Here is a 26,028-nt window from a genome sequence, read left to right as displayed (position 1 = left end):
GTCACATTTTGATTCGCTGCGACTTATCGTTCTGGACGCATGTAGGGGAATAACAGCACATCGCGGATGGAGGTACTGCCGGTCAGGAGCATCACCAGTCGATCGACACCAATACCTAAGCCCCCCGTTGGTGCCATCCCGTACTCAAGAGCACGAATGTAGTCAGCGTCGTAGTACATGGCCTCATCATCACCACCTTCCTTGGCTTCGACCTGCTTTTGGAAGCGCATCGACTGCTCCTCCGGATCATTCAACTCTGAAAAACCGTTAGCGATTTCCTTGCCATTGATGAACAGCTCAAAGCGATCGGTATAACCCGGCTCGACATCGCTGGTGCGGGCTAAAGGAGAAACTTCAACCGGATGATCCGTAATGAAGGTCGGTTGAATCAGGGTATGCTCGACCGTAGCCTCGAAGATACTCAACAGCAACCGGCCCCAACCGTAGGACGACTTGACCTTGATTTTCAGCCGCTCACAATGAAGGAGCAGCGCATCGCGGTCAGTACACTCGGCAACACTGATCTCCGGATTATGGTGGCAAACAGCCTCATCCATGCGCCAACGCCGGAATATCGGGCCCAGATCGATCTGGGCACCATCCCAGATCATCTGGGTGGTGCCGAGTATAGACTGTGCAGTATCGCGGATCATCGTCTCCGTCAGATCCATGACCTGATGGTAAGTGGCATAGGCCTTGTACAACTCCAGCATCGTAAACTCGGGGTTGTGCCGGGTCGATACACCCTCGTTACGGAAGTTGCGGTTAATCTCGTAAACCCGTTCCAACCCACCCACTACCAAACGCTTGAGATACAACTCCGGGGCCACGCGCAGATATAAGTCCAGATCCAAAGCATTGTGATAGGTGACAAACGGTTTGGCCGCAGCACCTCCTGGGATGTAATGCATCATTGGCGTCTCTACTTCCAAGAAAAGACGTGTATCCAGCCAAGTACGGAGTGCACGAATGATCCTGGAGCGTTTGATGAAAATCTCACGCGATTCTGGAGTAACAATGAGATCGACGTAGCGCTGGCGGTAGCGCTGCTCCACATCGGTGAGTCCGTGCCACTTGTCAGGCAATGGACGTAACGACTTAGTCAACAGGCGCAACGCCTTCACCTTGACCGACAGTTCGCCAGTCTTGGTACGGGTCAGGCCTCCTTCGACAGCAATGATATCGCCGACATCCCATCCTTTGAACGCGGTATAGCTGGCCTCGCCAAGCACGTTGTTCTGCATTAACAGCTGAATGCGGCCGGACTCATCCTGAATCTGAGCGAAGCTGGCCTTACCCATGACACGCTTGGCCATCAGCCGGCCAGCCATACGTACGTGATGGCTGGAAGCTTCCAAGACTTCGGCAGTCCATGTCTCGACGTCGGCAAATGATGTCTGCACCTCAGCGGCATAGTGCTCGCGTTTGACATCATTCGGATAGGCCACGCCTTGTGCGCGCAATGCTAAAAGTTTGGCGCGGCGCTCAGCAATAAGTGCGTTCTCGTCGAAGGAAACCTGGGACGTAGGGAGATGCTCAGTCATGAAGATGATCTATCGATAAGGGAAACCGGACGTTCCATATCCGAGATAGGGATGACACCAGAGAAACTCAGGTGCCGTTTTAAATCGGACGGCCCAGTCAACGCAACGTCCGTCGTCATACCGGAAGCCGTATACACTCCAAGAAACGATACGGTGGGATAGCAGCATCAGAAACTGTAGGTGAATCAGGCGTCGACACGTTTAGCGCCTGCTTCCAGACCGGCCTTCAGACTCGCCTCGACGAACTCATCCAAATCACCGTCGAGTACTTTCTGGGTATCGCTGCGCTCAATGCCAGTGCGCAAGTCCTTAATACGACTCTGATCCAATACGTAATTGCGAATCTGGCTCCCCCAGCCGATGTCGGACTTAGATGCCTCCAGTACGTCTTTCTCGGCATTCCGCTTCTGGATCTCCAACTCGTACAATTTGGCCGCCAGCATTTTCATCGCACGATCACGATTGGCATGCTGGCTACGTTCAGTCTGGCAGGCCACTACAATCCCACTCGGTACGTGCGTGATACGTACGGCAGACTCTGTCTTATTAACATGCTGACCACCAGCGCCGGAAGATCGGTATACATCGGTCCTCAAGTCGGCCGGATTAATCTCAATGTCGATGTTGTCATCGACTTCCGGAGAGACAAAGACCGAGGTAAAACTCGTATGACGACGGTTATCCGAATCAAATGGCGACTTACGCACCAGGCGATGCACACCCGTCTCCGTTTTCAGCCAACCGTAGGCAAAATCGCCCTCAACGCGAAACGTGGCTGATTTGATCCCGGCCACTTCACCACCAGAGACTTCCAGTAATTCGGCCTTCCAACCACGCCCTTCGGCCCAACGCAAGTACATGCGCAGCAGCATCTCCGCCCAATCTTGAGCCTCGGTACCTCCAGCACCCGCCTGGATATCGACAAACGCGTTGGCACCGTCCATTTTCCCAGAAAACATGCGCTGAAACTCCAGTTTCTCGACCTTGAGCTGATATGCGTCCAAGTCAATCACCACCGCCTGCAACATATCCTGATCTTGCTCTCCTTCAGCCAGATCGAGAAATTCGCTGGCTTCAGCCAATCCCTTCAGCACAGTCACAATGCCGGTGACGGTTTTTTCCAATAGCGAACGTTCCCGACCCAGTTGCTGCGCGTAGTCGGGAGTGTTCCAAATATTGGAGCTTTCCAGTTCACGGGTCACTTCTTCCAAACGCTCCTTCTTGGCGTCGTAGTCAAAGATACCCCCTCAGCGAGATCATCCGATCATTCAGATCGGCGATTCGCTGGCGGATCAGATTAGTTTCAATCATCTCAAGATTCCGGAAAACAAGCGCATCAGTTTAGCAAGCCAAACCAACCTAAAACGGCCCGCAAGCACACCGTTTGCCGTAACCAAGGGACACAATCCAACTGAAACTGGCATACAACCGCTGCCTGCAGCTGCATCCATTTCACCTGTGTGTTGCCTGCCTCACAACATTCCCAAGTCCAAGACTGATATCGGATGCCAAGATCTGTTCCAGACCCAAGACGAGTTGTGGGCTGTCAACACAGGGGAAGTGATCTACTTACCAAAAAATTTAAGACAGACAAAAGAAACGAAACATTAAGAATTTTAACGTCCCATCAAGGAATCCCATAAAAGTCCAACCAAGCATTCTGAAACACAGACGATTTGAAGCGATACCTAAGGATACGAATACCTCAGAGGAGCAAAAGGCAACTAAAGTGATTCAGCGATCATCAGCAACGCTGTACCGCAATGCGATTGAAATGGATGGTGCATCGTGGGTTCCCCCCACTTCTGCGTATCCTCAAGCCGCTTCTCGCCCTCATCATGGTGTGACCACGCTCATACGCAGCGCACCACCTGCACCAACGTACAGGTCAAACACTCCACTGGAGACTGTTAGAAGCCCGATCAATCGCGTTCAGTGACTTCCCAATGTTCCACGATCAACTGAATCGCATCACCACCGCGGTAATCGTCGCACACCAACCGATAAGCCAAGCGCAGTCGCCGCGCTGGAGGATCGCCGCGCCAGCCGTTGAAATGGATCGCGCTCAGGGCTTCATGCCGTCCCGCATGACGCAGCTCCATTTTCAAATGACGCCCTTTGAGTACCCGCCATTGCAGCACCTCAAACTCGCCGTCGAATAATGGCTCTGGGAAACCCTGTCCCCATGGCCCACCCAGTCGCAGCGCCCGCGCATGTAAGGCGTCCAGTTCATGCGCCGCCAATTCACCATCGCTATGCAACTCAGCATGCAACACACTCGTGTCGACCATGATTTCGACTTGGGCACGGAATGCACGTTCGAATGCCGGCAGCGCCTCGCCATCCAGAGTGAGGCCAGCCGCCATCGCATGACCTCCAAATTTCTGTATCACCCCGGGATGGCGGCTATCAAGCGCGGCCAACACATCGCGGATATGCAGCCCTGGAATCGAGCGTGCCGACCCTCGCAACAATGTGCTGCCCGGCTCAGCCGGGGCCAAAGCAACCACCGGACGGTGCAGTTTGTCCTTAAGTTTAGACGCGACCAAGCCAATCACCCCTGGATGCCAGTGCGGATCGAACAGGCAGACGGCCATTGGCAACACGCCGTCTGACTGCAACATCGCTTGCTCCACTACCTGCTCGGCCTCATCACTCATGCTCTGCTGTACGACACGGCGTGTGGCATTAATCTCCTCAAGCATGGCCGCGATACCACGCGCCTGAGTCCAATCCTCACTGAGCAATAGTTCAATACCCAACGCCATATCCTCCAGCCGCCCAGCAGCGTTCAGACGTGGACTCAGCGCAAAACCGATATCGCTGGCGGTCAGTTGCGATTCATCACGGCTACTCATCTCGATCAGCGCACGCAACCCGAGACACCCCTGACCGCGACGCAGGCGGCGCAAGCCAGCAGCAACCAAAGCACGATTATTAGTATCTAACGGTACCAGGTCAGCAACAGTGCCAACCGCCACCAAATCGAGTAAGGACGTTAGATCAGGACGGCTTTTTTGAGCACTAGAGCTGTGGATAGCCGTTTTTTGACCGTCGTGCTCAAGATGAGCACAAGGATACAGCCGCGCACGCAGGGCAAGCAGCACATAAAAGATCACCCCGACACCAGCTAGGGCTTTACTCGGAAACAGATCACCAGGCAGATTTGGATTAACAATGACATCGGCGAGTGGCAAGGTTTCACTGGGCAAATGGTGATCGGTCACTAACACCCGCCAACCACGCGCCTTAGCAGCAGCAACGCCAGCATGGCAAGCAATACCGTGGTCAACCGTGACAAGCAACGCTGGCTGCAACGGTGCCAGCTCCTCAATCAATGTCGACGATAAACCGTAGCCATGCACCATACGATTGGGGACCGCGTGCATCACGTTGCGCGCCCCAAGCAAACGCAAACCACGTACTGCAACCGCACAAGCCGTTGCGCCATCGCAGTCAAAATCACCGACGACCAGGATACGCCCATCGGCCTTGATGACCTCGGCCAGCAATGCAGTAGCTGCATTCATGTTACTCAGCGTGGCTGGTGACAATAACTGGGCGAGGCAAGGCTGCGCGGTCACCCAATCGGCACAACCACGTGCAGCGTATAAACGTCGCAACAATGGCGGCACATGGTCAGGCCAAACGCCCGCCGGCAAGGAGAGACGACGAATGATCCTGGGCACACTCACTCGGCCAGTTTCGTGCGCACACCACACCAAAAACGCCAACGGTGCGCACGGGTCACCGTCAAAATTTCGCCATCCCGAAAATCCAGCACCAATCGCCCGAGCTCGCCACGTCCCATGGCCGCCAACAAAGGAGTAACCACTTCATCACTGAATTGCGTCAGGGAACGCAGGTGACGCAGATCAACCAATGCATCGACCATATGCGGACTGTCGACATCAGCTCCAGATGCCTTAGTCAAGGCACGCAGGAGTACATCACGGCTACGCACCTGTCGGTGTGGCGTAGTCACCGTGTGTGGTAACACACCCTCCCCCCAGAACCACAGCGAGTTGACCATCCGCTTGCCACATGCAACACGCTCACCGTTCCATGGATGTTGATGTAACAGCACCTGCACCTCGGTTAACAACCCCCGCCAGCGACGCCCCGTGTCGCCATCCGGCAAGTGATTGAACAGGTCATCACCCAGTACATCATCCGGCGAGACGAACGTGGGTAGACGAGCCTCCGGTGTAAGCTGCAAGTACCACCGTGCTGGCGTTGGCGCATCTAGCAACAAACCAGCATCACTGAACAACGTCTGCAACGCTGGCAACAATGCGGCCCGGTCCTGGGCGTTCAATGCCAACATCTCACCACACGCCACAAGCCGCGCAGCCCCCATATCCGGAACCACATAGGCAGGATCAGCACGCACCCAAGCGGAACCTGCCGCGTCACCAACATCTATTTGGCGAGTCAAGGCGGCCACTGGCCAGTGTGCCGGGGTGAGTTCAAAGTGACGTTCCAGTTGAGCACGCCCACCGCTGCCCCCAATAATGCGGTCAGCACGCGCTAGCGCCCGGGCAACTGCATCGCCTGCCAGCGTACCAAGCAAGCAAGTACGCTCCGGCAACAACAGCGTAGCACTGGACATTAAAGAATCAACTGATGTATTCGACCGCAACCACCTCGTACTCACGCCGTCCGGCCGGCGCATCAATCACGATCGCATCGCCCTCTTGTTTGCCAATCAGCGCACGCGCTATAGGCGAGGAAATCGCAATCAGCCCCTGTTTGATGTCAGCCTCAAGATCACCCACGATCTGGTAGCGTCTCTCTTCATCGGTCTCGACATCGGCTAACGTCACCGTGGCACCAAACACGATCTTGCTACCAGCGTCGAGCTTGGCGACATCGATCACTTCAGCATGCGAAAGCTCGCCTTCCAACTGCTTGATGCGACCTTCAATAAAGCTTTGTTGTTCACGCGCAGCGTGATACTCGGCATTCTCCTTGAGATCGCCATGTGCGCGCGCTTCGGCAATCGCATTGATGATCTCTGGACGCTTGACCGATTTCAGATGATCTAGCTCATCACGAAGACGACGTGCACCCTTCAAAGTCATGGGGGCTCTCATACCTGCAGCTCCTTGTGGAGTTCCTGTAGCGACCAAACCGGGCCGGTACCGCGGAACTCAAGTGAATTCACTAGCGCCTTGGCGCCAGCAATAGTGGTCGAATAGGTCACGCGATGTTGAAGTGCCTCCCGACGGATCGAAAAGGAATCAGCAATCGCCGCACGCCCTTCAGTAGTATTGATGATGTAAACAATCTCGCCGTTCTTGATCAAGTCAACGACGTGCGGGCGCCCTTCGGCTACTTTATTCACAACCTCACATGCCACTCCATGCTGCTGCAACCAAGCATAAGTGCCAGCAGTGGCAACAACACTGAATCCGCGCTCAACCAAAGCCAAGACGACAGGCAACACACGCTGTTTATCCGGATCACGCACCGAAACAAACGCCCTGCCTGGTTGGGGAGCACGAATATCGCCGGCTTCCTGGGCTCGGGCGAACGCCGCGGCAAAACTGCGGCCCACACCCATCACCTCACCTGTAGAACGCATTTCCGGACCAAGGATCGGGTCCACACCCTGGAACTTAGTGAACGGAAAGATTGCTTCCTTCACCGCATAATATGCTGGCACAACCTCGCAAGTCACGCCCTGCTCGGCCAAGGTCTTGCCAGTCATGCAGCGGGCGGCAATCTTAGCAAGCGCCACCCCCGTCGCCTTAGAGACGAACGGTACGGTGCGCGCAGCGCGCGGATTCACTTCCAGCAAGTAAACGGTGTCGCTACCATCAGCATTGGATTGGATCGCAAACTGTGTGTTCATCAAACCAATGACGTTTAATGCCTTCGCCAATCTGATGACTTGGCGACGCAAATCATCCTGAGTCATCGCCGATAAGGAATACGGTGGCAAGGAGCACGAGGAATCGCCTGAGTGGACGCCAGCCTCCTCAATGTGCTCCATCACCCCACCGATCAGCACCCGCCCCTCTCGATCAGCAATGATGTCAACATCGACCTCAACCGCATTGTCGAGGAAACGGTCCAGCAACACTGGCGAATCATTAGACACCTTCACCGCATCACGCACATATCGTGTCAAATCGGACTCACCGTAAACAATCTCCATCGCACGGCCACCAAGCACATAACTCGGACGCACTACTAGGGGATAACCAATATCACGCGCCAGTACCAATGCCTCATCAGCGGTACGCGCTGTACAGTTTGGTGGCTGCCTCAAACCAAGCTGGTGAACCAGTTTCTGGAAACGCTCACGGTCCTCGGCCAAATCAATCGATTCCGGGGAAGTCCCAATCACCGAAACGCCGTTGGCCTCCAACGCCTTAGCCAGCTTCAGAGGCGTCTGGCCGCCGTATTGTACGATGACTCCAATAGGGTGTTCGACCTCAACAATTTCTAACACGTCCTCTAACGTCAAGGGCTCAAAGTAAAGGCGGTCAGACGTGTCGTAATCAGTAGAAACGGTCTCCGGATTGCAGTTGACCATGATGGTCTCAAACCCATCCTCGCGTAATGCCAACGCTGCATGGACGCAACAATAATCAAACTCGATGCCTTGACCAATGCGATTCGGCCCTCCACCCAAGATCATGATTTTGTGACGATCACTCGGTGCAGCCTCACACTCTTCTTCATACGTCGAATACAGGTAGGCAGTGCCCGTAGCGAACTCGCCAGCGCAGGAGTCGACACGCTTGTATACCGGCTTAACCTTCAGCACACGGCGCAACGCACGCACCGCAACTTCATTCGTGCCTGTCAACTGCGCGATGCGCGCATCAGAGAAACCTGCACGCTTGAGCTGGCGTAACCGCACCGCATCAATCGAGCCGAGACCATCCGTGGCCAGCCGGCGCTCAGCAGCGACGATCTCCTCAATCTGATCCAAGAACCAGGGATCGATATAAGACAGCGCGTAAACCTCCGCAACTCCGAACCCAGCACGAAACGCATCGGCCACATAAAACAGTCGCTCGGCGCCCGGTACTTTCAACTCGCGCTTGAGCACAATCAAGTCATCTTCGCTGGCCAAATCCAAACCGGTCGGCTCCAAACCAACCTTGCCAGTCTCCAGCCCACGCACCGCCTTCTGCAACGACTCCGAGAAGGTCCGCCCCATTGCCATCACCTCACCCACAGATTTCATCTGCGTGGTCAGGCGTGCATCCGCTTGCGGGAATTTTTCGAACGCAAAACGGGGAATTTTAGTCACCACGTAGTCAATCGATGGCTCAAACGAAGCCGGAGTTTTACTCCCGGTAATCTCGTTCTTAAGCTCATCAAGGGTGTAGCCTACCGCCAGTTTGGCCGCAATCTTAGCGATTGGGAAACCGGTCGCTTTGGAAGCAAGTGCTGAAGAACGCGACACGCGTGGATTCATCTCAATCACCACCACACGGCCTGTCCGCGGATGAATACCGAACTGCACATTCGAGCCGCCAGTATCCACGCCGATCTTACGCAATACCGCGATCGAAGCGTCACGCAAACGCTGATACTCCTTGTCGCTTAATGTCTGCGCCGGAGCAACAGTGATCGAATCCCCGGTGTGCACCCCCATCGGATCCAAGTTCTCGATCGAACAGACAATGATGCAATTGTCCGAAGCGTCACGAACCACCTCCATCTCGAACTCTTTCCAACCCAGCACTGATTCCTCTACCAGTACCTCATGTACCGGCGACAACTCCAGGCCGCGTTTGATGATGTCCTCGAACTCCTGGCGATTGTAAGCAATCCCTCCTCCGGTACCACCCAGGGTGAAACTCGGTCGGATAATCGTCGGAAAACCAACTTTGACCTGGATCTCCAAGGCCCGCTCCAAACTTTTAGCCACTTCGGCCTTCGGGCACTCCAGGCCAATCTCCTGCATCGCCACGCGAAACAACTCACGATCCTCAGCCATACGGATCGCCTCACGCTTAGCCCCGATCAATTCGACGCCATATTTTTCCAAAACACCGTGATCAGCCAGGTTCAATGCACAGTTCAAGGCCGTCTGACCGCCCATCGTTGGCAACAGCGCGTCCGGCTTCTCTTTGGCGATGATCTTCTCAACCGTCCGCCAGTGAATCGGTTCAATATACACAGCGTCAGCCATGTCCGGATCTGTCATGATCGTCGCCGGGTTACTGTTTACCAAGACGACGCGGAAACCTTCCGCACGCAACGCCTTACAGGCTTGCGCACCAGAATAGTCAAATTCACAAGCCTGACCGATGACAATCGGGCCAGCACCGATGATAAGGATGGTACGAAGGTCAGTGCGCTTGGGCATGAGGTCCTCAGTAAAATCGATCCTGTTACGCCTCAGAAGGCAACCAAGTCACCTGATCGGGCAATTCGATTGCGACGCGAATCTCACGCTGCATCGCAACCCCAATGACAACGGAAATACCGATACGCACACCCACTCAGTTACTGTGATCATTTATTGCCCCTCCTGCGCGCCGCAGCATCACACTCCATAGCGTTATCACCCCATTTCACGCAACGCGGGGAGAGGATGTAAGCAACAATAGGTCTCGCCAGACTATACCGATAGGCATCGCAAAAAGCCCATCGCACCCAACTGGCAACGTGACGGTACACCATTGCGACTGCACAGCATCCAACAACAAAGGCCGAATAGGCAACGAATACCAATGCCATCGCCACCAATGCAACCAACCACCAGCAACAGCGCATCAACATAGCGTACATCAAAACCATCAGGATTGGGCCGCCATCATTGCCGTGAACCTGTCAAACAGCAGGCCAACGTCGTGCGGACCTGGCGAAGCTTCCGGGTGCCCTTGGAACGAGAATGCCGGTGCATCAAGCAACGCGATACCTTGATTGGTCCCGTCGAACAGCGAACGATGGGTGACACACACATTACTTGGTAACGTCGCCTCGTCAACGGCAAAGCCGTGGTTCTGTGAAGTGATCATGACCCGTCCGCTACTCAGGTCCTGCACCGGATGATTAGCACCATGGTGACCATGCCTCATTTTGACGGTCTTGGCACCAGCAGCCTTGGCCAGCAACTGGTGGCCCAGACAAATGCCGAAAATCGGAACCCGGAGCATGATGAACGTCTTGATCGCCGCAACTGCATAATCACAAGGTTCTGGATCACCTGGGCCATTGGAAAGAAACACACCATCCGGGTGCAGCGCTAGCACCTCGGCAGCCGGAGTCTGCGCCGGTACCACGGTAAGATCACAACCACGCTCAGCCAACATCCTCAGGATATTCAGCTTCACGCCGTAGTCATAGGCCACAACCTTGTATTGCGGTGCAGCACGCTTCCACTCGTTACGATCCAAGTTAAGCTGGCCTTCGCACCAAGAGTAAACCTGCTTGGTACTAACCACTTTGGCCAAGTCCATGCCTTTCATACCTGGAAATTGGCGGGCAGCATCCTGCGCTTTGCCAACATTAATCTCGCCAGCCATCAACGCGCCATTCTGGGCGCCCTTCTCACGGAGAATACGGGTCAGTTTGCGTGTATCAATCCCAGCAATAGCCACCACGCCGCGTGCGACCAACCAGGCTGACAACGCAACCTGGCTGCGCCAACTGCTCGGACGACGTGGCACGTCCCGCACAATCAAACCAGCCGCCCACACCTTGTTGGCCTCATCGTCCTGATCGGTACAGCCTGTATTGCCAATATGCGGATAAGTGAGTGTGACTAATTGGTACGCATACGAAGGATCGGTCACGATCTCCTGGTAACCAGTGAGGGCCGTGTTGAAGACTACTTCACCCACGGAAAGCCCATGAGCGCCTACGGCATCGCCCTCGAATACAGTACCGTCTTCGAGAACTAAAATTGCGGATTCTGTCACTGGTGGAGTCTCGCTCTGGCTGCCTGGGACGCCGATGCCGCCACCTGAAATCAGGTTGCAGGAAAGTGCGAACACGACCCTGAGGCCGGTCCAACGCTAGATTCGGGCAGGCTGGGATTCTAACGGCAAGCATCTCCCCGTGCCAGCCCGACATCAGAGTACACACAGCACGCGGAAGCTGAAACGCGAGTATCACTTCACACAATCAAGTCACGCACTCGGTAGCATCCCGGCAAACGCCCAACCAAACGCCGAGCTGCATACAACGCGCCACGTGCGAAGACATCACGATTGGTGGCACGGTGTACCAGTTCGATGCGCTCGCCCAACCCAGTAAACTGCACCAGATGCTCGCCCACGATGTCACCAGCACGCAGGCTTGTATAGCGCGGCAATGCACCGTTGCGCGCAACCGCCTCGCCCAGCGTCAGCGCACTACCGGACGGAGCATCCTGCTTGTGGACATGATGCGACTCAACGATGTCGCAATCCCAGCCAAGCAATGCATCACCTGCACGTTCAACCAAATTAATCAACACCGCCATACCCAAACTAAAATTGGCCCCCCACACCAGAGGAATCTGCGCACTCGCCATGACCAGAGACTCATGCTGCTCCAGATCAAGACCGGTAGTACCTGAGACCAACGGCGTGGCACGCTGCACACACAATGCCAGCAACGGTGAAAAACCTTGCGGCAAGCTGAAATCGATCGCGACATCGAACGCCGGTACAGTCGTCAATTCGCTAGCAGCAAAAAATGGTACGCCATCGATCGCTTGGTGATCCAATGGGTGCTTCACCACCGCACCAGTCACCTGAAGCGTCGGGTCTTCTGAGGCCAGCCGTAACAGCGCCTTCCCCATACGCCCGGAAGCGCCATGAATAAGAAGTTTGAGAAAAGAATCCACTGCAGCAATCTAACCACGGTATTAACACCGCACAAGATAGCACCACGTCCAGCACAGCGAGTCCCCACAAGCACAGTGCAAATCAAAAGCAATAGTGATGCCTTCCGTTGCTCACATCATGCAAAACTGGCCACCACGCCCAGAGGACTTGCAATCCCACAACAGAGATCAGAACATCTCATTGATCTCAATGAAGCGATGCCGACCGATGCAATGACTGGCACCGGGGACTTTGCAAGCAGTCTATCGCCGCCAGTGACAATGGCACTCGCTAAGCAAAGATTCGTGTTCGACCAGATAACAAAAATAGGAACCCCCTAACCAAACTTGAGTACCTTCCAAGTGATGGGCTTGCCCAAGCATGAAGTGAAATCCTGCAGATGGGACCAATGCGTTAACCATGACTGGATATTATTGTTCATCCCATCCCGGCGGCATCCGGTCGTCTGCCCCCTCATTTTCTGCCGTAATGCTGCTGGGCACTCAAAAAAATAGTCCAATCGATGACGATTTCTGAGGTGATCGGCATCCTGTAACAATGACAACTCTTTGGAACAAACATTCCAATACCTTCCCATCAGCGGTTCCCATCGCAAGAATGACGTATGCACGCCCCGAAAATTACCGCTCCTCCCAAAAATCACTCCAACCACATCGTGTTTATATTTTTACGTATGCTCCAAACGCACAGGCAAGCGACATAAACACGACTTGGCAACCCACCAAACACTGTAATTGCCATCTCATCAAAAGCAATATGGCAGCAATGATGACGCCACCGAACATCCACACAACAACATCAATCCAAAGTATCTCAAGGACAACGACCTATCACCATCGCAATACCTCAAACCACTACATTGCTAAAAATTCTGATGAAGAATCGATAAAAGGCCCCGCTGACCAAGGAAGGTCGGCGAGGCCGGAGAGCGGACACTTGGGGATGAGTGCCCGCTCCAACGATCTTCCCCAGGGGATTGGGAGAGATCCTACAGGCAAGCATTGCACCTGCCAGGAGCTATCACACCACATATACACATTGATAACACGTGAAGATATCAGTTAACAATTCATTAGATTAAGGTGAAATTCATTCTCCAGCGTCGCATCCAAGATCATGTATGGATCACTGTTCGACAGCTCTTACACCTGACTCAGTGCGCCTCATCCCAGTTATTACCGATACCAACATCGACAACCAACGGCACGCGCAACTGTGCCGCCGAAGCCATCCGCGTCGACACTTCATGTACCAAAGTTGGTACGAAATCCTCATCCACCTCGAACACTAATTCATCGTGTACTTGCAAGATCATCAGCGCCCACTCCCGATACTTCGCCAACCAATCATCCACTGTGACCATGGCACGCTTGATGATATCAGCGGCAGTCCCCTGCATTGGCGCATTGATCGCTGCGCGCTCGGCACCGGCACGCTGAGTCTGGTTACCACTGGCAATGGAGTTTAAATAGAGACGGCGACCGAACACCGTCTCTACGTATCCTCTATCGCGTGCCTGCTGACGTGTGTTTTCCATAAAATCACGCACCCCGGCAAAGCGGCCAAAGTACAGCGCAATGTAATCCTGCGCCTCACTGCGGCTGATACCGAGCTGACGCGCCAAGCCAAATGCGCTCATACCGTATATCAGGCCAAAATTGATTGCCTTCGCCGCACGACGCTCGTTAGGCGTCACCTCATCAAGGCTGCGACCAAACACCTCCGCAGCAATCGCACAGTGCACGTCGACGCCAGACTCGAAAGCATCAACCAGCCCTGCATCACCGGATAGATGCGCCATGATCCTCAATTCGATCTGTGAATAATCGCAAGCAATCAACTTACGTCCAGAAGGCGCGACAAAAGCACGGCGGATACGCCGACCATCATCGGTACGAATCGGGATATTCTGCAAGTTGGGATCGGATGAGGACAACCGCCCGGTGGCAGCACCGGTCTGATGATAATTGGTATGTACACGCCCAGTGTCCGGATGGATCATTTCCGGCAGCTTGTCAGTGTAGGTATTGCGTAACTTGGCCAAGCTGCGGTATTCCAGAATGACACGCGGTAGCTCATGCTGATCAGCAATCGACTCCAACGCCTCCTCATTGGTCGATGGCTGCCCCTTAGGCGTCTTCACCACTGCTGGCAGCTTCAGTTCATCGAACAGCAGTACCTGTAACTGCTTAGGCGAATCCAAGTTGAAGGTGCGCCCTGCCAGTTCCATCGCTTTCTGCTGCGCAGCAATCATACGTCGCGACAAATCAGCACTCTGCTTATACAGCTGCTCTGCATCAATCTGCACACCGTTGGCCTCAATGCGCTCAAGCACCGGTATTAGCGGCATTTCGATTTCACGGTAGACTCGCTCCAAGCTTGGCTCGGCAATCAACTGCGGCGCCAGGATGCGGTGCAAGCGCAAGGTGATATCAGCATCCTCAGCAGCGTACTGAGTCGCCTCGTCAACCCCCACGTGGGAGAAAGGAATCTGTTTGGCTCCCTTACCCGCCACATCGACATACTTAATGGTCTCGTAACCAAGATGGCGCCTAGCCAAGGTATCCATGTCGTGACGGGCATTGCCGGAAGTGAGTACAAAGCTTTCCAACAAAGTGTCGTCAGCATAGCCAGCCAGCACGATGCCGTAGCGGCGCAGCACATGCATGTCATATTTGCCATGCTGGCCCAATTTACGCACTGTTGCATCCTCCAGCAGCGGTTGCAGTAACGCCAGCGCCTGCCCGCGATCAAGCTGCACCGGCGCACCAGGATAATCATGACCAAGCGGCAGGTAAGCCGCACGCCCCATTTCAGCAGCAAAACTCAGGCCAACGAGTGCTGCTTGCATCGGATCAAGACTATCGGTCTCGGTGTCGAAAGCAAACTGACCCGCCACCCGTAACCGCACCATCCAATCCTGTAACTGTTCGATTGTGAAAATCGTCTCGTACTCTCCCTGTGCAGACAGCGCTGGGTCGATGTCCATTGCAACCGATGGGTCCGGAGCAGCACGGAAACCTGCAAGCCTCGCACGCCCAGGCTCCTGCTCGACCACAGTGGCTTCAACACTGCGGCCATCCAGCTCCTTCAGTGCCTGGGTGAAGCCATAGCGCTGGTAAAAGCCACGCAGCGCGTCAGTATCACGCTCACGCAGCACCAAATCCTGCGGGTGCTTGTCTAGTGCCACATCCGTCTTGATCGTGACTAGCGCGCGGTTTAACAAAAGCCGTGGCAGCGCAGCACGCAGATTGTCACCAATTTTGCCTTTGATCTTGTCAGCATTGGCGATGACAGCATCCAGTGAACCGTACTCCCCTAACCACTTCGCTGCCGTCTTCGGCCCGCATTTATCCACACCCGGTACGTTATCCACCGCATCGCCCATCAACGCGAACAGATCAATGATCTGACTCGGAGCAACTCCGAATTTATCGATCACTGCCATATCGGAATCCATCCGACTGCCACTCATGGTGTTGACCAATACCACGCCTGGACGGACCAACTGAGCGAAATCCTTGTCACCCGTAGAAATTGTCACGGCAATCCCGTCAGCAATGGCAGCCAAAGCCAATGTACCGATAACATCATCGGCCTCAACCCCATCAATACACAGGATATCGATGCCTAACGCATGCACAATCCCGCACATCGGCTGCACCTGCACACGCAAATCATCAGGCATTGGTGGGCGATGCATTTTGTATTCGGGATCAAGATCATCGCGAAATGTCTTGCCTGGTGCATCAATCACAAAAGCAGCATAGTCCGGGCGCTCCTTCAGCGTAGTACGTAACATGTTGACCACACCAAACAGAGCACCGGTGGGTTCACCTTCTGCGTTGCTGAGCGGCGGCAATGCATGAAACGCACGATAGAGGTAACTGGACCCGTCGATCAAAACTAATCTGCTCATCAACACATTCTACGCCGCACACCACAGTGACATCGAAAGCGCATACTCTTACCTATTACTACTGCCGAATCTAGATCGATCACGATGAAACACGTCTTTCTGATCTTGTTGTCCCTACTGATGTTTGCCGGCTGTACCACAACAGGCCGCGCGCATGCCGATGCACCCTTAAAATTACGGGGAGCTGTAATGACCACCAAGATCATGGGAAATGGTGATCGCGTCGATGAATTCCGGGTCAGCGGCCAGCTACGTATGGTCAAGATCACTCCGAAGCACGCACCGCCATACTATTTGTACGATCGTAACGGGGACGGGCACCTCGACGGTGATCGCAACATCGTTTCACCGGTATATTGGAACATCTACAAGTGGTGACAGAATGGTCTTTACCTAAGAAGCGTCACCTATGACCTAACTTATCCACCGGACCACCATCGACCTCAACCATATCACTGGAATCCACTGTGGCTGGTGTGCTGGGCAAAATGCTCCCAAAGAAACTCATGAGTCGCCTGCTCCCCAGTCAGTGGAGCAGCGGCATCTTCCTCAAAAACAACATATTTTTCATCGAAATGGTGTTGTACTGGCCAATGCAACGTTCCTTAGACTTTGTTAAGGATAAGATCTGTAGGCAAGATACAACAATCGCATATCCCTCCAATTCGGATACTCACCATACATCCGAGAGATAAATATTTATCCACTCGGTGCATATAAACATTGCTAAACATGCGAAAACAGAAAAAAACGTCGAGTAATGAAGGACTCAACGCACAATAAGCTTATTGTTATAAGCATGCCTGTATCTGATCGACGATAAAACCAGCAAAGCATGATTTCAGATCAAGCTTGAAGTCTCCGTAACAGATCACTTTCATTTTGATACGAAAAATTGAGAAGAGCATTTTGTAAAAATCAAGTCCCTGTAATTACCTGGACACATCGGACCATATACCTTGACAGTCAATGTGCAATAAACATGACGCGACTGCATCCGGCAACGGCAACCTTATGTTCTTCCGAAAACACTCAATCAAGTCAATCCGTTTCATCCGAACTGTTGTCACGAAGGAATGCCAATATCGCGTCATGAACCTCACTTCATTTCAAAAACTCATAGAGAACAAAGAAAGATGCAACGTGGAACCTTACGCCAAACAATAGATTTCTAATGGAAATATCGAAGCACAACCAACATTTCGTGTAGTACTCAATAGTTAAGCTCTTCTGCATAGACAGACCCGTGCTGACGCACAATGTGCGCACTCAACTTCATGTCAACCTCATTCCAAACCGTAATGTGTCAACCCCAGCCTAGCTACATGCTCTGACTGAGCGTAATAAACCTGTTCCCAGGCTTCGACTCGTTGCTTGTCCAATGGATCCATTGCCGCAATGATGTCTTCTACGCTAAGTAACGCCAGATCTTGCTCGAGTCGCCCAAACAACCCATTCAATCCAACAATCGCTTGGTGCAGTTGGTGTGCGCCAATCACATCCAGTGCCTGCAACGCATAAGTACGGGTAGCTTCATCACGACTGTCAAAGAAACGTGCAAAACCACCACCGCTCATATCCATATCCAATCGGTCCAACCCAATTAACTCGCGATGCTGCAACGTGAGCATATCGAAACAGCCATGCAGGGTACGCAGACACAACTGTGCCTGCTCGATACGCCGCTTCCACAGTAATTCCAGAATATTGAGTAAACCGGCCGTGGTAGGCACCGCCAAGTCAGGCCAGTTCACCCCATAACCGTCCTCAGTGAGCTGCCAATGTGGACACAATGCGGGCTTGGCACGTGCCAGCGCTGGATAACCGCTCAACAACACATCTACACGCATGCCATTGACCAACGTGAACAACAGGCGTGTCTCGTCCATCTCCAAGCGCCTGATACGCAATCGTGATAGATCCATAGAAGTAAGTTGTGCGTGAGATATCCCAACCTTAACCAAGAGCAGCGATGCTGTCGAGCCGAGAGCAGATGCATTGTGCTGCGATGATGGCCACGGAATACCCATGCGCTTCAACGACGCTCACTCGAAATACTAAAACCGGGGTACCACGGTCCCACTGTCATGCTGCTCTCTGCAGGCCACAAAGCCACTTCATCTGTGACGAGCAATGGAGCACGCACTGGATCGGCTACAGCAGGATACCGATCTTAAAACTCTATTTTTCTTGCAGAGGCTGGAGAGGCATACCACAGAAACCAAAATACATCGGCATCTGAATCAAGAAGGTACAGCAATACATTGTTATGCGAGCTTCAAATCTTCCCTTCCTCATGCCTAATACAGTAAACAACAATTCCTAACAGGAAAGGAAAGCAACTCAACAAGCGATTCTGACATAGACAAAATTTGGTTAGCACAGCCACTGTCGTGCAGCATCCCTAGCACACAGCACACGTATTATGTCGATTTACCTGCATAGCAGCCTTGCAATCAATGTTCTCTGTCATCGTTGAGAGGAATCTACCCACATCTGAAATTTGATTCAAAAAACGTCTTGCATGCATCATCCCTCTTCCTATTTTTCATATCAATTTTCATAGTCACCTACGCATTTACAATCGAAAACGCATTGCTAACATCATTCTCTATTATCTTCCACCAACGGTACCACCTCGAATTTTTTGAGCTCCCGTTGTGTCAGGCTTATTTTTCGAATCATTTTAATTAATTCACTCTATTCGTGAATACCCTTATACAGCGTTGCATCTCTAAAAAATTTATTTACATGGCATCGTTTAAAACTCACAACGCATGCAGCGCGATACACCCTACTGCGTCTCAATCCTCTATTCGTGGCTTAGTGTACTTACACATCTGTTTAAGCAATCATAAAAACCATTTGAGCCATTAAATCGAAACATCTGATGTCTAATGTCGGTGACCAACACGCCAAACCAACGCTCATCCTTGAAACTGTGTCAGCTATGCAGCATCTTAGAGTCTGACGGAGACGTGGCGTGACCAGCGTCTGTTAACACACCTGATGCCGAAGCGATGTCCCTGCGGCGGTGAGCATCTCAAGATCGCAGCTCCGCCCAATTCAAACAGATCACACTCTCCTTTTTTTAAGCACTCTGCCGAGACAACGCAATAACGCCATTCCGACGAATCTACAGGCGCTCGACACCATCCTGTATTCCACTGAGCACGGTTCTGCAAATGGTGTGGCCCGCCCAGGCGCTTTTGACTTAGCATCTTCATCCCTGCTGTACCGTCGCTGCACACGCACATCGAGCCTTAGAAATCCGAAATACGATCGCAAGATGTACAAGTGCCACAATAAGATCGAACACATGTTCCGTAGACTCAAAGTTATCCCAGGATTTGCTACAGAGACGAGAAACTCGAAATCATGTTTATCGCTTTTATTTGCTTGACTCTGATGATGGATGAGTGGCAATCGTATTAACAGACTCTAATCAACAGTGAAATTAAGAAATGATGAACCGAGACATATCTCAAATCATAAAAATACGCATGATATCCATGAACCAAGAACAAACACTTCTCCCTACTTCATGACACTGAGCGTGATTCAGAAAGTCTATTTGCTGCAAATAAATCAACAATCTGAAATTTACTTGGGCAACCGCTTGGAAAAATCCGTATACCGACAAGCGACTCGCAGCAACATGCTTAGCAACATATCCGCACAGGACATCAGTAATAGGATTCACCGATTTCAGACATTCGGCATCCAAGCCTGAACCGACTCTCAATCAGTATCCTATCCATGCAAGATGCCAGGAGCGCATGCACTCCAGCAAGCAATTCGCTCACAATTGCAACAAATACAGCCCCTTCACACCATCAAACTAACCAAGCGCCGTCATCGGTATTCGCCAAGACCAGCACAAATGACACAATCGAGAATATGATGAGCGTAGTACCTCAATGTCATTTGCATACCCTTACCACACTCATGTGACATCATGCTTGGGCATGTCCCTCGCGATACGTTCGTTCCTGCTCCTTAACCATCCTTCTTCCCTACATCGCTATTTCAATAGCGCCTGCTTCCGAGGTGAAGAGCAAGCCCTGTCTACCCTATTGCCAAACCAAGATCGTTCTATCTACTACGTTGCAATACCAAGTATTCACAAGTACTAGGCAAGTGAAGAACATACGCATGGGTAATACCATCGAAATTCACCACGTGCTACAGCAACCCAAACCACGGCGCATGCTCACACAATCGCTCAATGATGAGTATCGCTACGATGTAGTGAAGCAATAGCCATTGATCCGTACTCCTGGCGGAGCGTGTGACGATGATGCAAGCATGGGCCGACTGTATCGACAAGATCGCGGTTAGTGCGCCGCAGATCACACGTTTAGCGAAGACACCATGACCTCGTTGGCCGCGTCATCGTCACGTTGCTTGATCTTGGCATCGCCCCAAGCATCAATCTCGCGCTCGACCCATTCAGACATATTTGGCCCGAGCTTCACCGGCTTCAGGAAATCCTCGCGCGAATAGATGCTGCTCCGGCTCAAGCCGTTGCGTAGGATCACTTCGGGCAGGCGCATGATACGTTCGCTCATGGTCGGCCTCCTATTCTGCGAAGTGCTTGAGTAGCACCTGCAACGGTGTAACCTGCTTTCTGTTGCCTCGAAATGCACGTATTTTTCTATTTATTTTTAAGAAACTCCTAGGTGGAATGATCATCCCGTCTTGGATATTTACTTCGAAGTATATGAGCGCGCATTTTCCAATATAGGCACGACTGCCGATCTTCAACTGACATCACACAAAGGTGACATCGTGAATGCTGGAGTGATCACCCATGTGAACGCGATGACCGATGTCAGTGGAATGACCAATCCTGACTGACTCGCCGCTGCACACCCTAGCGCCCATACGTTTCTCCTTGCCGATGCCGGTTTTTTTACCAATGAATACATTAAGAAACACCACGGTGCCTCTCCGATCAAGACAGAAGGATCTATGGCGGTATCGACAGCAACGATGCCGCCTTGGCTACCATCCGGATTAATCTAACAATACGTTGGTGCAGTTAATTGATTAGAGAATTTATAATCGAAGATGTCGTTCATACTGCTATCTCCTGATCCGCGTCTGATTCGGCAGCAATATCGTTTCTTTTGTATGACTCCGGATAAATGCGTCGAAGAAACTCAATTAATTTAAATTGCACCACCCATACCCAAGGCTTGACTTCCCAATCAATGGAGGAAGAACGCCGCCATAGATCATGAAAGGCTGCTTTTGCTGTCTTTCTTGGAATCATGTTTTTTCCGACGCTGTATTTATTTCCTGGATCAGCTGTTATCCATATGCCCTCTGCAATGGCATCTTCCTCGGTGATGTCTTGTCACCACTCCATTCGCACATGCTTGATGCCTAATACCATGCGTTTGCAGGAAATGAAGCTTCAAGAAGCTTACATAGCAGAATTTTTAAATCTCTAGTCTCATTGATCCGTATACGCTCGAAGAGCGTGCTCGGCTATCTTCTGGGAAACATTGACTAGAGATGCAATGGCAAAAGGTAAATCACGCCATGCGACTGGCTTGGTACTGAGGATGCCCTTTGAGCATTTGATGCCAAGCTTCTGAGCCACCATCTTGATTGTTTTATCAGGGTTTTCAATCCTTCCTCCTGATAACTCAATTGATAGGATTACGTTGCATGCATCGGGCACAATGAATGATTCTTCGCCGTCATAGATACGGACAGGTACACACTCCCCAGTAGGATAGATACCGTGTGTCGTGATTAACACACCATCGCTATACTGCTGGGCCTGATACGCGGCCGACATGGATCCCAATAGCGATTGAGTCGTGATCATATGAGTAAGATGCCGCTATATGAGAATTTAATCTCATGAGCACCAATCGTCATGTTGCGTACTTGGCAAGACCACCGCAAGCAAGCATCGAAGCTGCGTGTTTGGGTGAACTTTACAGCATATGGTAATCACGCAAAGCGAGAATCTAGTTTGCTACATTCTTTACGGTTCAGTTTCCATGAATGCCCGCGGGGGCCATTTAACAAATGGTGGTAAATCTGGATCCCATTTATTGCTATGTGTTGCCCAGGGATCATTGTCCAGACGACATACGCACCCTTCATCAAACAAAATGCCGATCATGAATTCATGTGGGCGATGATCAGGATATACATCTATGCTTATGTGTGAACCTGGAAGTTCCCCACCAACTTCGATAGGCAATTTTAGCTGAACTGCATAAAGTATCACCGGCGTTCTGCCACATTGGGTTAGACGTGCCATGCAGCGTTTTAAGTGCTTGCATAAAGGCATCTACAGTTTTAACAAAGTGAACGTCTCTCGCCAAAACATGTCTCCATTATCTCCATGTGGAACTCTCCTGCACTCCACCCATTCACCATTCCAGCAAACCAGCTTTAAGCGAGGTTGTTTAGGTTTTTTTCGCATTCCTAGCGCCACATGTGCGTCCTGTTCAATTAAGTGCCCCCCTCCCTCCCGATAGTGCTGGAGGTGCAGCGGAAAGTATTGCCTCACGCTGCCGCACGGGTTGCTGCTGTGGCCTGCTGATATACACCCCATGCCACGGCGCTGGTGTCGATTGCCATACTCGGCTTTTCGTGGCTGTGGTCAATGTCAAGCCAGCCAAGCGGTTTCCCACACTGAATTTCGATAAACCTAGCTGTGTCCGCACCCATTCCGTGCGGCTTTCCAGTAGCGGAATAGGTTGCCCCATGTACCCACTGATTGACCTGCGAATCGGAACGGTCAAGCCGCTTTGCAAGCGCGGTGATTGAGCCGAGTTGCTCGGCGAGCTCTACCAAGTTTTCCCGGCAGATGTCATCTATCAGTTTCACAAGGTAATTAGATTGCCTAAGGCTAACAATATTAATTCGCTTCAGGCTTGCATGTATTTTTAGCCTATAGCTAAATCTAGCGATGCATCTTTAATGAATGGACAAATCAAGAACCGCGACGTGCATCGCAATTGGCGGGGATGCTGGCCGTGACTGCGACGCCCGTAGCCAACTGGCTTCGGGGAACCAGCTTATCCCACCCGAACGTTGTCCAGCGATTGAGTGGCTGACAGCGCGCACTGTGAGCTGTGAAGCACTACGCCCCGACGTTGATTGGGAATGCCTGCGCGGCACAGTCGTCGCAGCTCAGGCGGAACCCAATCCAGACATCTTCAGCCTCACAGAAGCACCGCCTTCGCAGGAGGTCGCCTGACATAGGCCTTTTGACCCGCCTAAGAAATGCCGCAAAGCGCCTTGCTGCATTCAAACGCACCTTGCCGCTTGCCATTAAGCGACTGCGATATCACAAGTGGAAGAACGAAAACACCTGCTCATTGAACTGAATTCGGCTCGCGGGCTCATAAGCACCCCGATGCAATGTAAGTGGGCGAAAAATAACGGATCATCGCGCTCCCAACTCAGGATTGCTGCCACAACAAATATTCCAATCATCCAAACAGGATAGTCCTGTGATGAATGACAACAGAAAAGAAAAAGAGCTTGAAGAGAAATTACTTGGTCTGGCCTCCCTGGCCGATTCCGTCATTGACTCTATTAAAGATGACATGACGCCGGCACAACTCGAATCCCTGCGGAATGAAGTTTCTTCGATGAGGGGACAAATTTTTTCCTCGAAGGAAGAATAAAATGCGAGAGGGAAACTTTTAAAAGGAATTAGTTATTTTCAGGATACAGCTTCATCTTTTCAAAAATATATTTGGATGTATTCCAAGATTGCATCTCTTTACCAGGAGATTTTAGAGGCGAAGAAAAAAATCAGAGAAGAAATTGAGATCCTTAGAACACAAATAGAAGTTTTGATAATTCATCATCAATCAGAATTCTTGATGATGCATTACCAATCTGTTTTGAAATTCGTCTCATGAGGAGCTTGATACACCAAGGAAGAATCATTTTTTGAATCGGAATGGAGTGCTTGCAGTTGGGGAAACTCAGCGAGAAAAGGTGGCTTTGCTTGCAATTTTTACCCTGCAATACGAATTTGATCCCTTTATCGAAGCACCCTTGGCATACATAGTGGTCAGGCTCCCCCGTTTCTTTTTTCACGCGATAAGCGACTTGATTTTTGTGAATTTCTGAAAGCACATATTTTTCCTTTTCTTTAAGTGCTTTTTTGGTTTCTTCCAATTCATTTATGTATTTAATGTGGTCCGCGTCATGCATAGAAAGCTCCTTTTGAGTGCTAAGAAGTTTCTCTTGGACCTGCGAAACAGCAGCAGCGATCTTTTTGGAATCGCGGATGCCTATAAGGGAATCCGCGAGTTCCAAAAGCGAATTTAAGGACTAAAAAGTTGCGGTGATAGAAGTTAAATCCATGCTGATCTCCGGTAGTGATTTAGTTGGCTTGCACCACCAAGCTTACCGGCAGATCGGCTCCAAGGTTCTTGCGAGCGGCGTTATTACGTCCCGTGACGATAACGTTCCTGTGCACATTTCTCATGAATTCCACGACTTGGTATCCTCTGGAGGTCGAACCATTTTTATAGTCCTAGGAGCGTATCCCACGCTTTCCCACTGAAAGGAAACAAGAGTGAAAAACCTGCAAATGCCTTTGTTTTATGAGTCTTACGAGGATAAGATCCGCGATTCCGTGACCGCTATAGGTGGGTTCAAGAAGGTGGGTAACATGCTTTGGCCTACGATGGCGACTGACGATGCAGGGCGTAAGTTAGCCGCCTGCCTCAACACCAATAAGCGCGAAAAGCTGGATTTGGAGGAACTACGGCTGATCCGGCGCGAGTCCCGCAAGGCCGGGATTCACATCCTGGCGCACTACGAAGCACGCGATGCCGGTTATACAGAACCGCAGCCGCTGAACCCGAAAGATGAATTCGCGCAGTGATAGCGTGAGTTCATTGCCGCGGTCAAAGCGCTGGAAGTCTTAGAAGCACCCATGGCACGAGTGGCGCTGTGAAAGTCCTCGACCCTGCGCCCCGGTAGCGTCTGTACCGTAATAAGCCTCTGCGGTGGGGGTCGCCTCATCGCCCACCAGCGCAAGCACCGCAACGCCGTTAGACACCACCCCATCAACATCAATGGACTGTCGGCTCAGGATCGATAGCCGCAAGCTCTGCCCGTTTTGGATCTGGGCCACCGTCTTATCCAGGGTTTCGTACAACGCCCGTAAGGTGTCGCTGTCCTGGGTCAGACTCAACCGGGCCAGATAGTTTCGCCACGGTGGGGTGATCCGTCCGGCGCTGTCCAGCGGCACCAGATTAGGATTGGGCACGGACTTTTCGCGATCGGACCAGGTGAGTTTGGGTGTGGTGGTGCCACGTTCGTAGAACTGTAGGTGCCCACCGCCCAGTGGCCGCAGGGCCTGTACATCCTGAGTACCGGATTGGAATCGTAAAAGCGGAAAGTCATGAAGATCCCAGACATGAAAAACCCCGCCGGGGCGGGGTTTGAACAGGTGTGTACTCACGTGATTGATGAGGCACTTGCCTACAGAAACTATAGGTCTTAGACCGGCCGTCTCAGGGAAGGGGCAACATGTTCGCCAAGAAGCTGGTGCCGTTTAGGTAAAACGAAGCCGCTGCAAAGCGGTTCTTGGTGCAGATTACCGGCACAGGCACGTGCTACGACTGGTACGGATGCACGACTGCTCGCCGTGGTCTTCTTCCAACTCTTTGATGGTTCGCGACAGCGGCGATTGCTCGGTGTGCAGCCGCTCCGCAGCGCGAGCGAAGCGGAGTTCTGCGGCGACAGCAGCAAAGATGGC

21 protein-coding genes and 1 pseudogene are annotated in these 26,028 nt (G+C 52.0%); 4 read left to right on the top strand and 18 right to left on the bottom strand.

Annotated features, from left to right (window positions below):
• Positions 1 to 23 precede the first annotated feature (23 nt).
• The 9 genes from lysS to polA all read right to left on the bottom strand — a co-directional run bounded on the left by lysS (position 24) and on the right by polA (position 16,268).
• A complete protein-coding gene (gene lysS, locus PLS229_RS02595) occupies positions 24 to 1,544 on the bottom strand; it encodes a lysine--tRNA ligase (RefSeq protein ID WP_038270894.1) in 1,521 nt (506 codons plus the stop codon).
• Between the two features lie 185 nt (positions 1,545 to 1,729).
• Positions 1,730 to 2,855 (bottom strand): peptide chain release factor 2 gene (gene prfB, locus PLS229_RS02590; RefSeq protein ID WP_114867074.1). Its coding sequence is split into 2 segments (ribosomal slippage): positions 1,730 to 2,779 and positions 2,781 to 2,855, totalling 1,125 coding nucleotides; the frame shifts between segments, so codons are not numbered across the junction.
• Between the two features lie 611 nt (positions 2,856 to 3,466).
• Positions 3,467 to 5,239, bottom strand: coding sequence for a single-stranded-DNA-specific exonuclease RecJ (gene recJ / locus PLS229_RS02585; RefSeq protein ID WP_425511077.1), 1,773 nt, complete (start codon positions 5,237 to 5,239; stop codon positions 3,467 to 3,469).
• Complete coding sequence (locus PLS229_RS02580) at positions 5,236 to 6,156, bottom strand: phosphoglycerate mutase (protein ID WP_038270892.1); 921 nt, start codon at positions 6,154 to 6,156, stop codon at positions 5,236 to 5,238. Before PLS229_RS02580 ends, recJ begins: the two co-directional genes overlap by 4 nt.
• A gap of 7 nt (positions 6,157 to 6,163) precedes the next feature.
• A complete protein-coding gene (gene greA, locus PLS229_RS02575) occupies positions 6,164 to 6,640 on the bottom strand; it encodes a transcription elongation factor GreA (protein WP_081755418.1) in 477 nt (158 codons plus the stop codon).
• Complete coding sequence (carB, locus tag PLS229_RS02570) at positions 6,637 to 9,879, bottom strand: carbamoyl-phosphate synthase large subunit (protein WP_038270888.1); 3,243 nt, start codon at positions 9,877 to 9,879, stop codon at positions 6,637 to 6,639. Before carB ends, greA begins: the two co-directional genes overlap by 4 nt.
• 433 nt (positions 9,880 to 10,312) lie before the next feature.
• Positions 10,313 to 11,437, bottom strand: a complete 1,125-nt coding sequence (carA, locus tag PLS229_RS02565) for a glutamine-hydrolyzing carbamoyl-phosphate synthase small subunit (RefSeq protein ID WP_038271004.1) — start codon at positions 11,435 to 11,437, stop codon at positions 10,313 to 10,315.
• A gap of 197 nt (positions 11,438 to 11,634) precedes the next feature.
• Positions 11,635 to 12,303 (bottom strand): 4-hydroxy-tetrahydrodipicolinate reductase, encoded by a 669-nt coding sequence (locus PLS229_RS02560; protein ID WP_051482290.1) that lies wholly within the window; start codon positions 12,301 to 12,303, stop codon positions 11,635 to 11,637.
• Between the two features lie 1,199 nt (positions 12,304 to 13,502).
• Positions 13,503 to 16,268: a DNA polymerase I gene (polA, locus tag PLS229_RS02555; protein WP_038271003.1), complete on the bottom strand. Its 2,766-nt coding sequence runs from the start codon at positions 16,266 to 16,268 to the stop codon at positions 13,503 to 13,505.
• 84 nt (positions 16,269 to 16,352) lie between these two features.
• Between polA and PLS229_RS02550 the strand changes: the two genes are divergently transcribed.
• Complete coding sequence (locus PLS229_RS02550; RefSeq protein WP_038270884.1) at positions 16,353 to 16,646, top strand: DUF2782 domain-containing protein; 294 nt, start codon at positions 16,353 to 16,355, stop codon at positions 16,644 to 16,646.
• Positions 16,647 to 17,554: 908 nt separating this feature from the next.
• Here PLS229_RS02550 and PLS229_RS02545 read toward each other — a convergent pair.
• From PLS229_RS02545 to PLS229_RS02520, 6 genes are all read right to left on the bottom strand, one after another.
• Positions 17,555 to 18,193: a DMP19 family protein gene (locus PLS229_RS02545; RefSeq protein WP_038271002.1), complete on the bottom strand. Its 639-nt coding sequence runs from the start codon at positions 18,191 to 18,193 to the stop codon at positions 17,555 to 17,557.
• 2,427 nt (positions 18,194 to 20,620) lie between these two features.
• Entirely contained in the window at positions 20,621 to 20,839 is a 219-nt protein-coding gene (locus PLS229_RS02540; protein WP_038270881.1) for an AlpA family phage regulatory protein, read from the bottom strand.
• 202 nt (positions 20,840 to 21,041) lie between these two features.
• Complete coding sequence (locus tag PLS229_RS02535; protein WP_160165158.1) at positions 21,042 to 21,212, bottom strand: hypothetical protein; 171 nt, start codon at positions 21,210 to 21,212, stop codon at positions 21,042 to 21,044.
• Between the two features lie 136 nt (positions 21,213 to 21,348).
• A complete protein-coding gene (locus tag PLS229_RS02530) occupies positions 21,349 to 21,546 on the bottom strand; it encodes a hypothetical protein (RefSeq protein WP_038270880.1) in 198 nt (65 codons plus the stop codon).
• A 183-nt stretch (positions 21,547 to 21,729) separates the two neighbouring features.
• Positions 21,730 to 22,080: a hypothetical protein gene (locus PLS229_RS02525; protein ID WP_152536599.1), complete on the bottom strand. Its 351-nt coding sequence runs from the start codon at positions 22,078 to 22,080 to the stop codon at positions 21,730 to 21,732.
• 722 nt (positions 22,081 to 22,802) lie between these two features.
• Positions 22,803 to 23,126 (bottom strand): helix-turn-helix domain-containing protein, encoded by a 324-nt coding sequence (locus PLS229_RS02520; RefSeq protein WP_069636207.1) that lies wholly within the window; start codon positions 23,124 to 23,126, stop codon positions 22,803 to 22,805.
• A gap of 97 nt (positions 23,127 to 23,223) precedes the next feature.
• Between PLS229_RS02520 and PLS229_RS02515 the strand changes: the two genes are divergently transcribed.
• Both PLS229_RS02515 and PLS229_RS02510 read left to right on the top strand, forming a co-directional pair.
• A complete protein-coding gene (locus PLS229_RS02515; protein WP_051482289.1) occupies positions 23,224 to 23,499 on the top strand; it encodes a transcriptional regulator in 276 nt (91 codons plus the stop codon).
• A gap of 259 nt (positions 23,500 to 23,758) precedes the next feature.
• Positions 23,759 to 23,932: a hypothetical protein gene (locus tag PLS229_RS02510; protein WP_160165157.1), complete on the top strand. Its 174-nt coding sequence runs from the start codon at positions 23,759 to 23,761 to the stop codon at positions 23,930 to 23,932.
• A gap of 151 nt (positions 23,933 to 24,083) precedes the next feature.
• On the opposite strand, the gene PLS229_RS02505 is transcribed toward PLS229_RS02510, so the two are convergent.
• Positions 24,084 to 24,470: a hypothetical protein gene (locus PLS229_RS02505; protein ID WP_160199351.1), complete on the bottom strand. Its 387-nt coding sequence runs from the start codon at positions 24,468 to 24,470 to the stop codon at positions 24,084 to 24,086.
• A 463-nt stretch (positions 24,471 to 24,933) separates the two neighbouring features.
• On the opposite strand from PLS229_RS02505, the gene PLS229_RS02500 reads away from it, so the two are divergent.
• Positions 24,934 to 25,149 (top strand): hypothetical protein, encoded by a 216-nt coding sequence (locus PLS229_RS02500; RefSeq protein ID WP_230428164.1) that lies wholly within the window; start codon positions 24,934 to 24,936, stop codon positions 25,147 to 25,149.
• 39 nt (positions 25,150 to 25,188) lie between these two features.
• Here the strand turns inward: PLS229_RS02500 and PLS229_RS02495 are convergent, their stop codons facing one another.
• Both PLS229_RS02495 and PLS229_RS02490 read right to left on the bottom strand, forming a co-directional pair.
• Positions 25,189 to 25,731, bottom strand: coding sequence for a hypothetical protein (locus PLS229_RS02495; RefSeq protein ID WP_038270877.1), 543 nt, complete (start codon positions 25,729 to 25,731; stop codon positions 25,189 to 25,191).
• A gap of 138 nt (positions 25,732 to 25,869) precedes the next feature.
• Positions 25,870 to 26,025 (bottom strand): annotated as a pseudogene (locus PLS229_RS02490) (LysR family transcriptional regulator); the annotation flags it as partial.
• Positions 26,026 to 26,028: the final 3 nt, after the last annotated feature.

This window comes from Xylella taiwanensis, assembly GCF_013177435.1.
Classification (GTDB): Bacteria; Pseudomonadota; Gammaproteobacteria; order Xanthomonadales; family Xanthomonadaceae; genus Xylella; species Xylella taiwanensis.
Note: the sequence above shows the minus strand (reverse complement) of the source record. Positions and strands in the feature narration are given on the sequence as shown.

Bases quoted from the DNA above. Each gene is read 5' to 3' on its own strand.
- lysS (WP_038270894.1), bottom strand. From the start codon at position 1,544: ATGACTGAGCATCTCCCTACGTCCCAGGTTTCCTTCGACGAGAACGCA.
- PLS229_RS02580 (WP_038270892.1), bottom strand. From the start codon at position 6,156: ATGTCCAGTGCTACGCTGTTGTTGCCGGAGCGTACTTGCTTGCTTGGT.
- greA (WP_081755418.1), bottom strand. From the start codon at position 6,640: ATGAGAGCCCCCATGACTTTGAAGGGTGCACGTCGTCTTCGTGATGAG.
- carB (WP_038270888.1), bottom strand. From the start codon at position 9,879: ATGCCCAAGCGCACTGACCTTCGTACCATCCTTATCATCGGTGCTGGC.
- PLS229_RS02560 (WP_051482290.1), bottom strand. From the start codon at position 12,303: ATGGGGAAGGCGCTGTTACGGCTGGCCTCAGAAGACCCGACGCTTCAG.
- polA (WP_038271003.1), bottom strand. From the start codon at position 16,268: ATGAGCAGATTAGTTTTGATCGACGGGTCCAGTTACCTCTATCGTGCG.
- PLS229_RS02550 (WP_038270884.1), top strand. From the start codon at position 16,353: ATGAAACACGTCTTTCTGATCTTGTTGTCCCTACTGATGTTTGCCGGC.
- PLS229_RS02545 (WP_038271002.1), bottom strand. From the start codon at position 18,193: ATGGATCTATCACGATTGCGTATCAGGCGCTTGGAGATGGACGAGACA.
- PLS229_RS02540 (WP_038270881.1), bottom strand. From the start codon at position 20,839: ATGAGCGAACGTATCATGCGCCTGCCCGAAGTGATCCTACGCAACGGC.
- PLS229_RS02530 (WP_038270880.1), bottom strand. From the start codon at position 21,546: ATGATTCCAAGAAAGACAGCAAAAGCAGCCTTTCATGATCTATGGCGG.
- PLS229_RS02525 (WP_152536599.1), bottom strand. From the start codon at position 22,080: ATGTCGGCCGCGTATCAGGCCCAGCAGTATAGCGATGGTGTGTTAATC.
- PLS229_RS02515 (WP_051482289.1), top strand. From the start codon at position 23,224: ATGGACAAATCAAGAACCGCGACGTGCATCGCAATTGGCGGGGATGCT.
- PLS229_RS02510 (WP_160165157.1), top strand. From the start codon at position 23,759: ATGAATGACAACAGAAAAGAAAAAGAGCTTGAAGAGAAATTACTTGGT.
- PLS229_RS02505 (WP_160199351.1), bottom strand. From the start codon at position 24,470: ATGCATGACGCGGACCACATTAAATACATAAATGAATTGGAAGAAACC.
- PLS229_RS02500 (WP_230428164.1), top strand. From the start codon at position 24,934: ATGCTTTGGCCTACGATGGCGACTGACGATGCAGGGCGTAAGTTAGCC.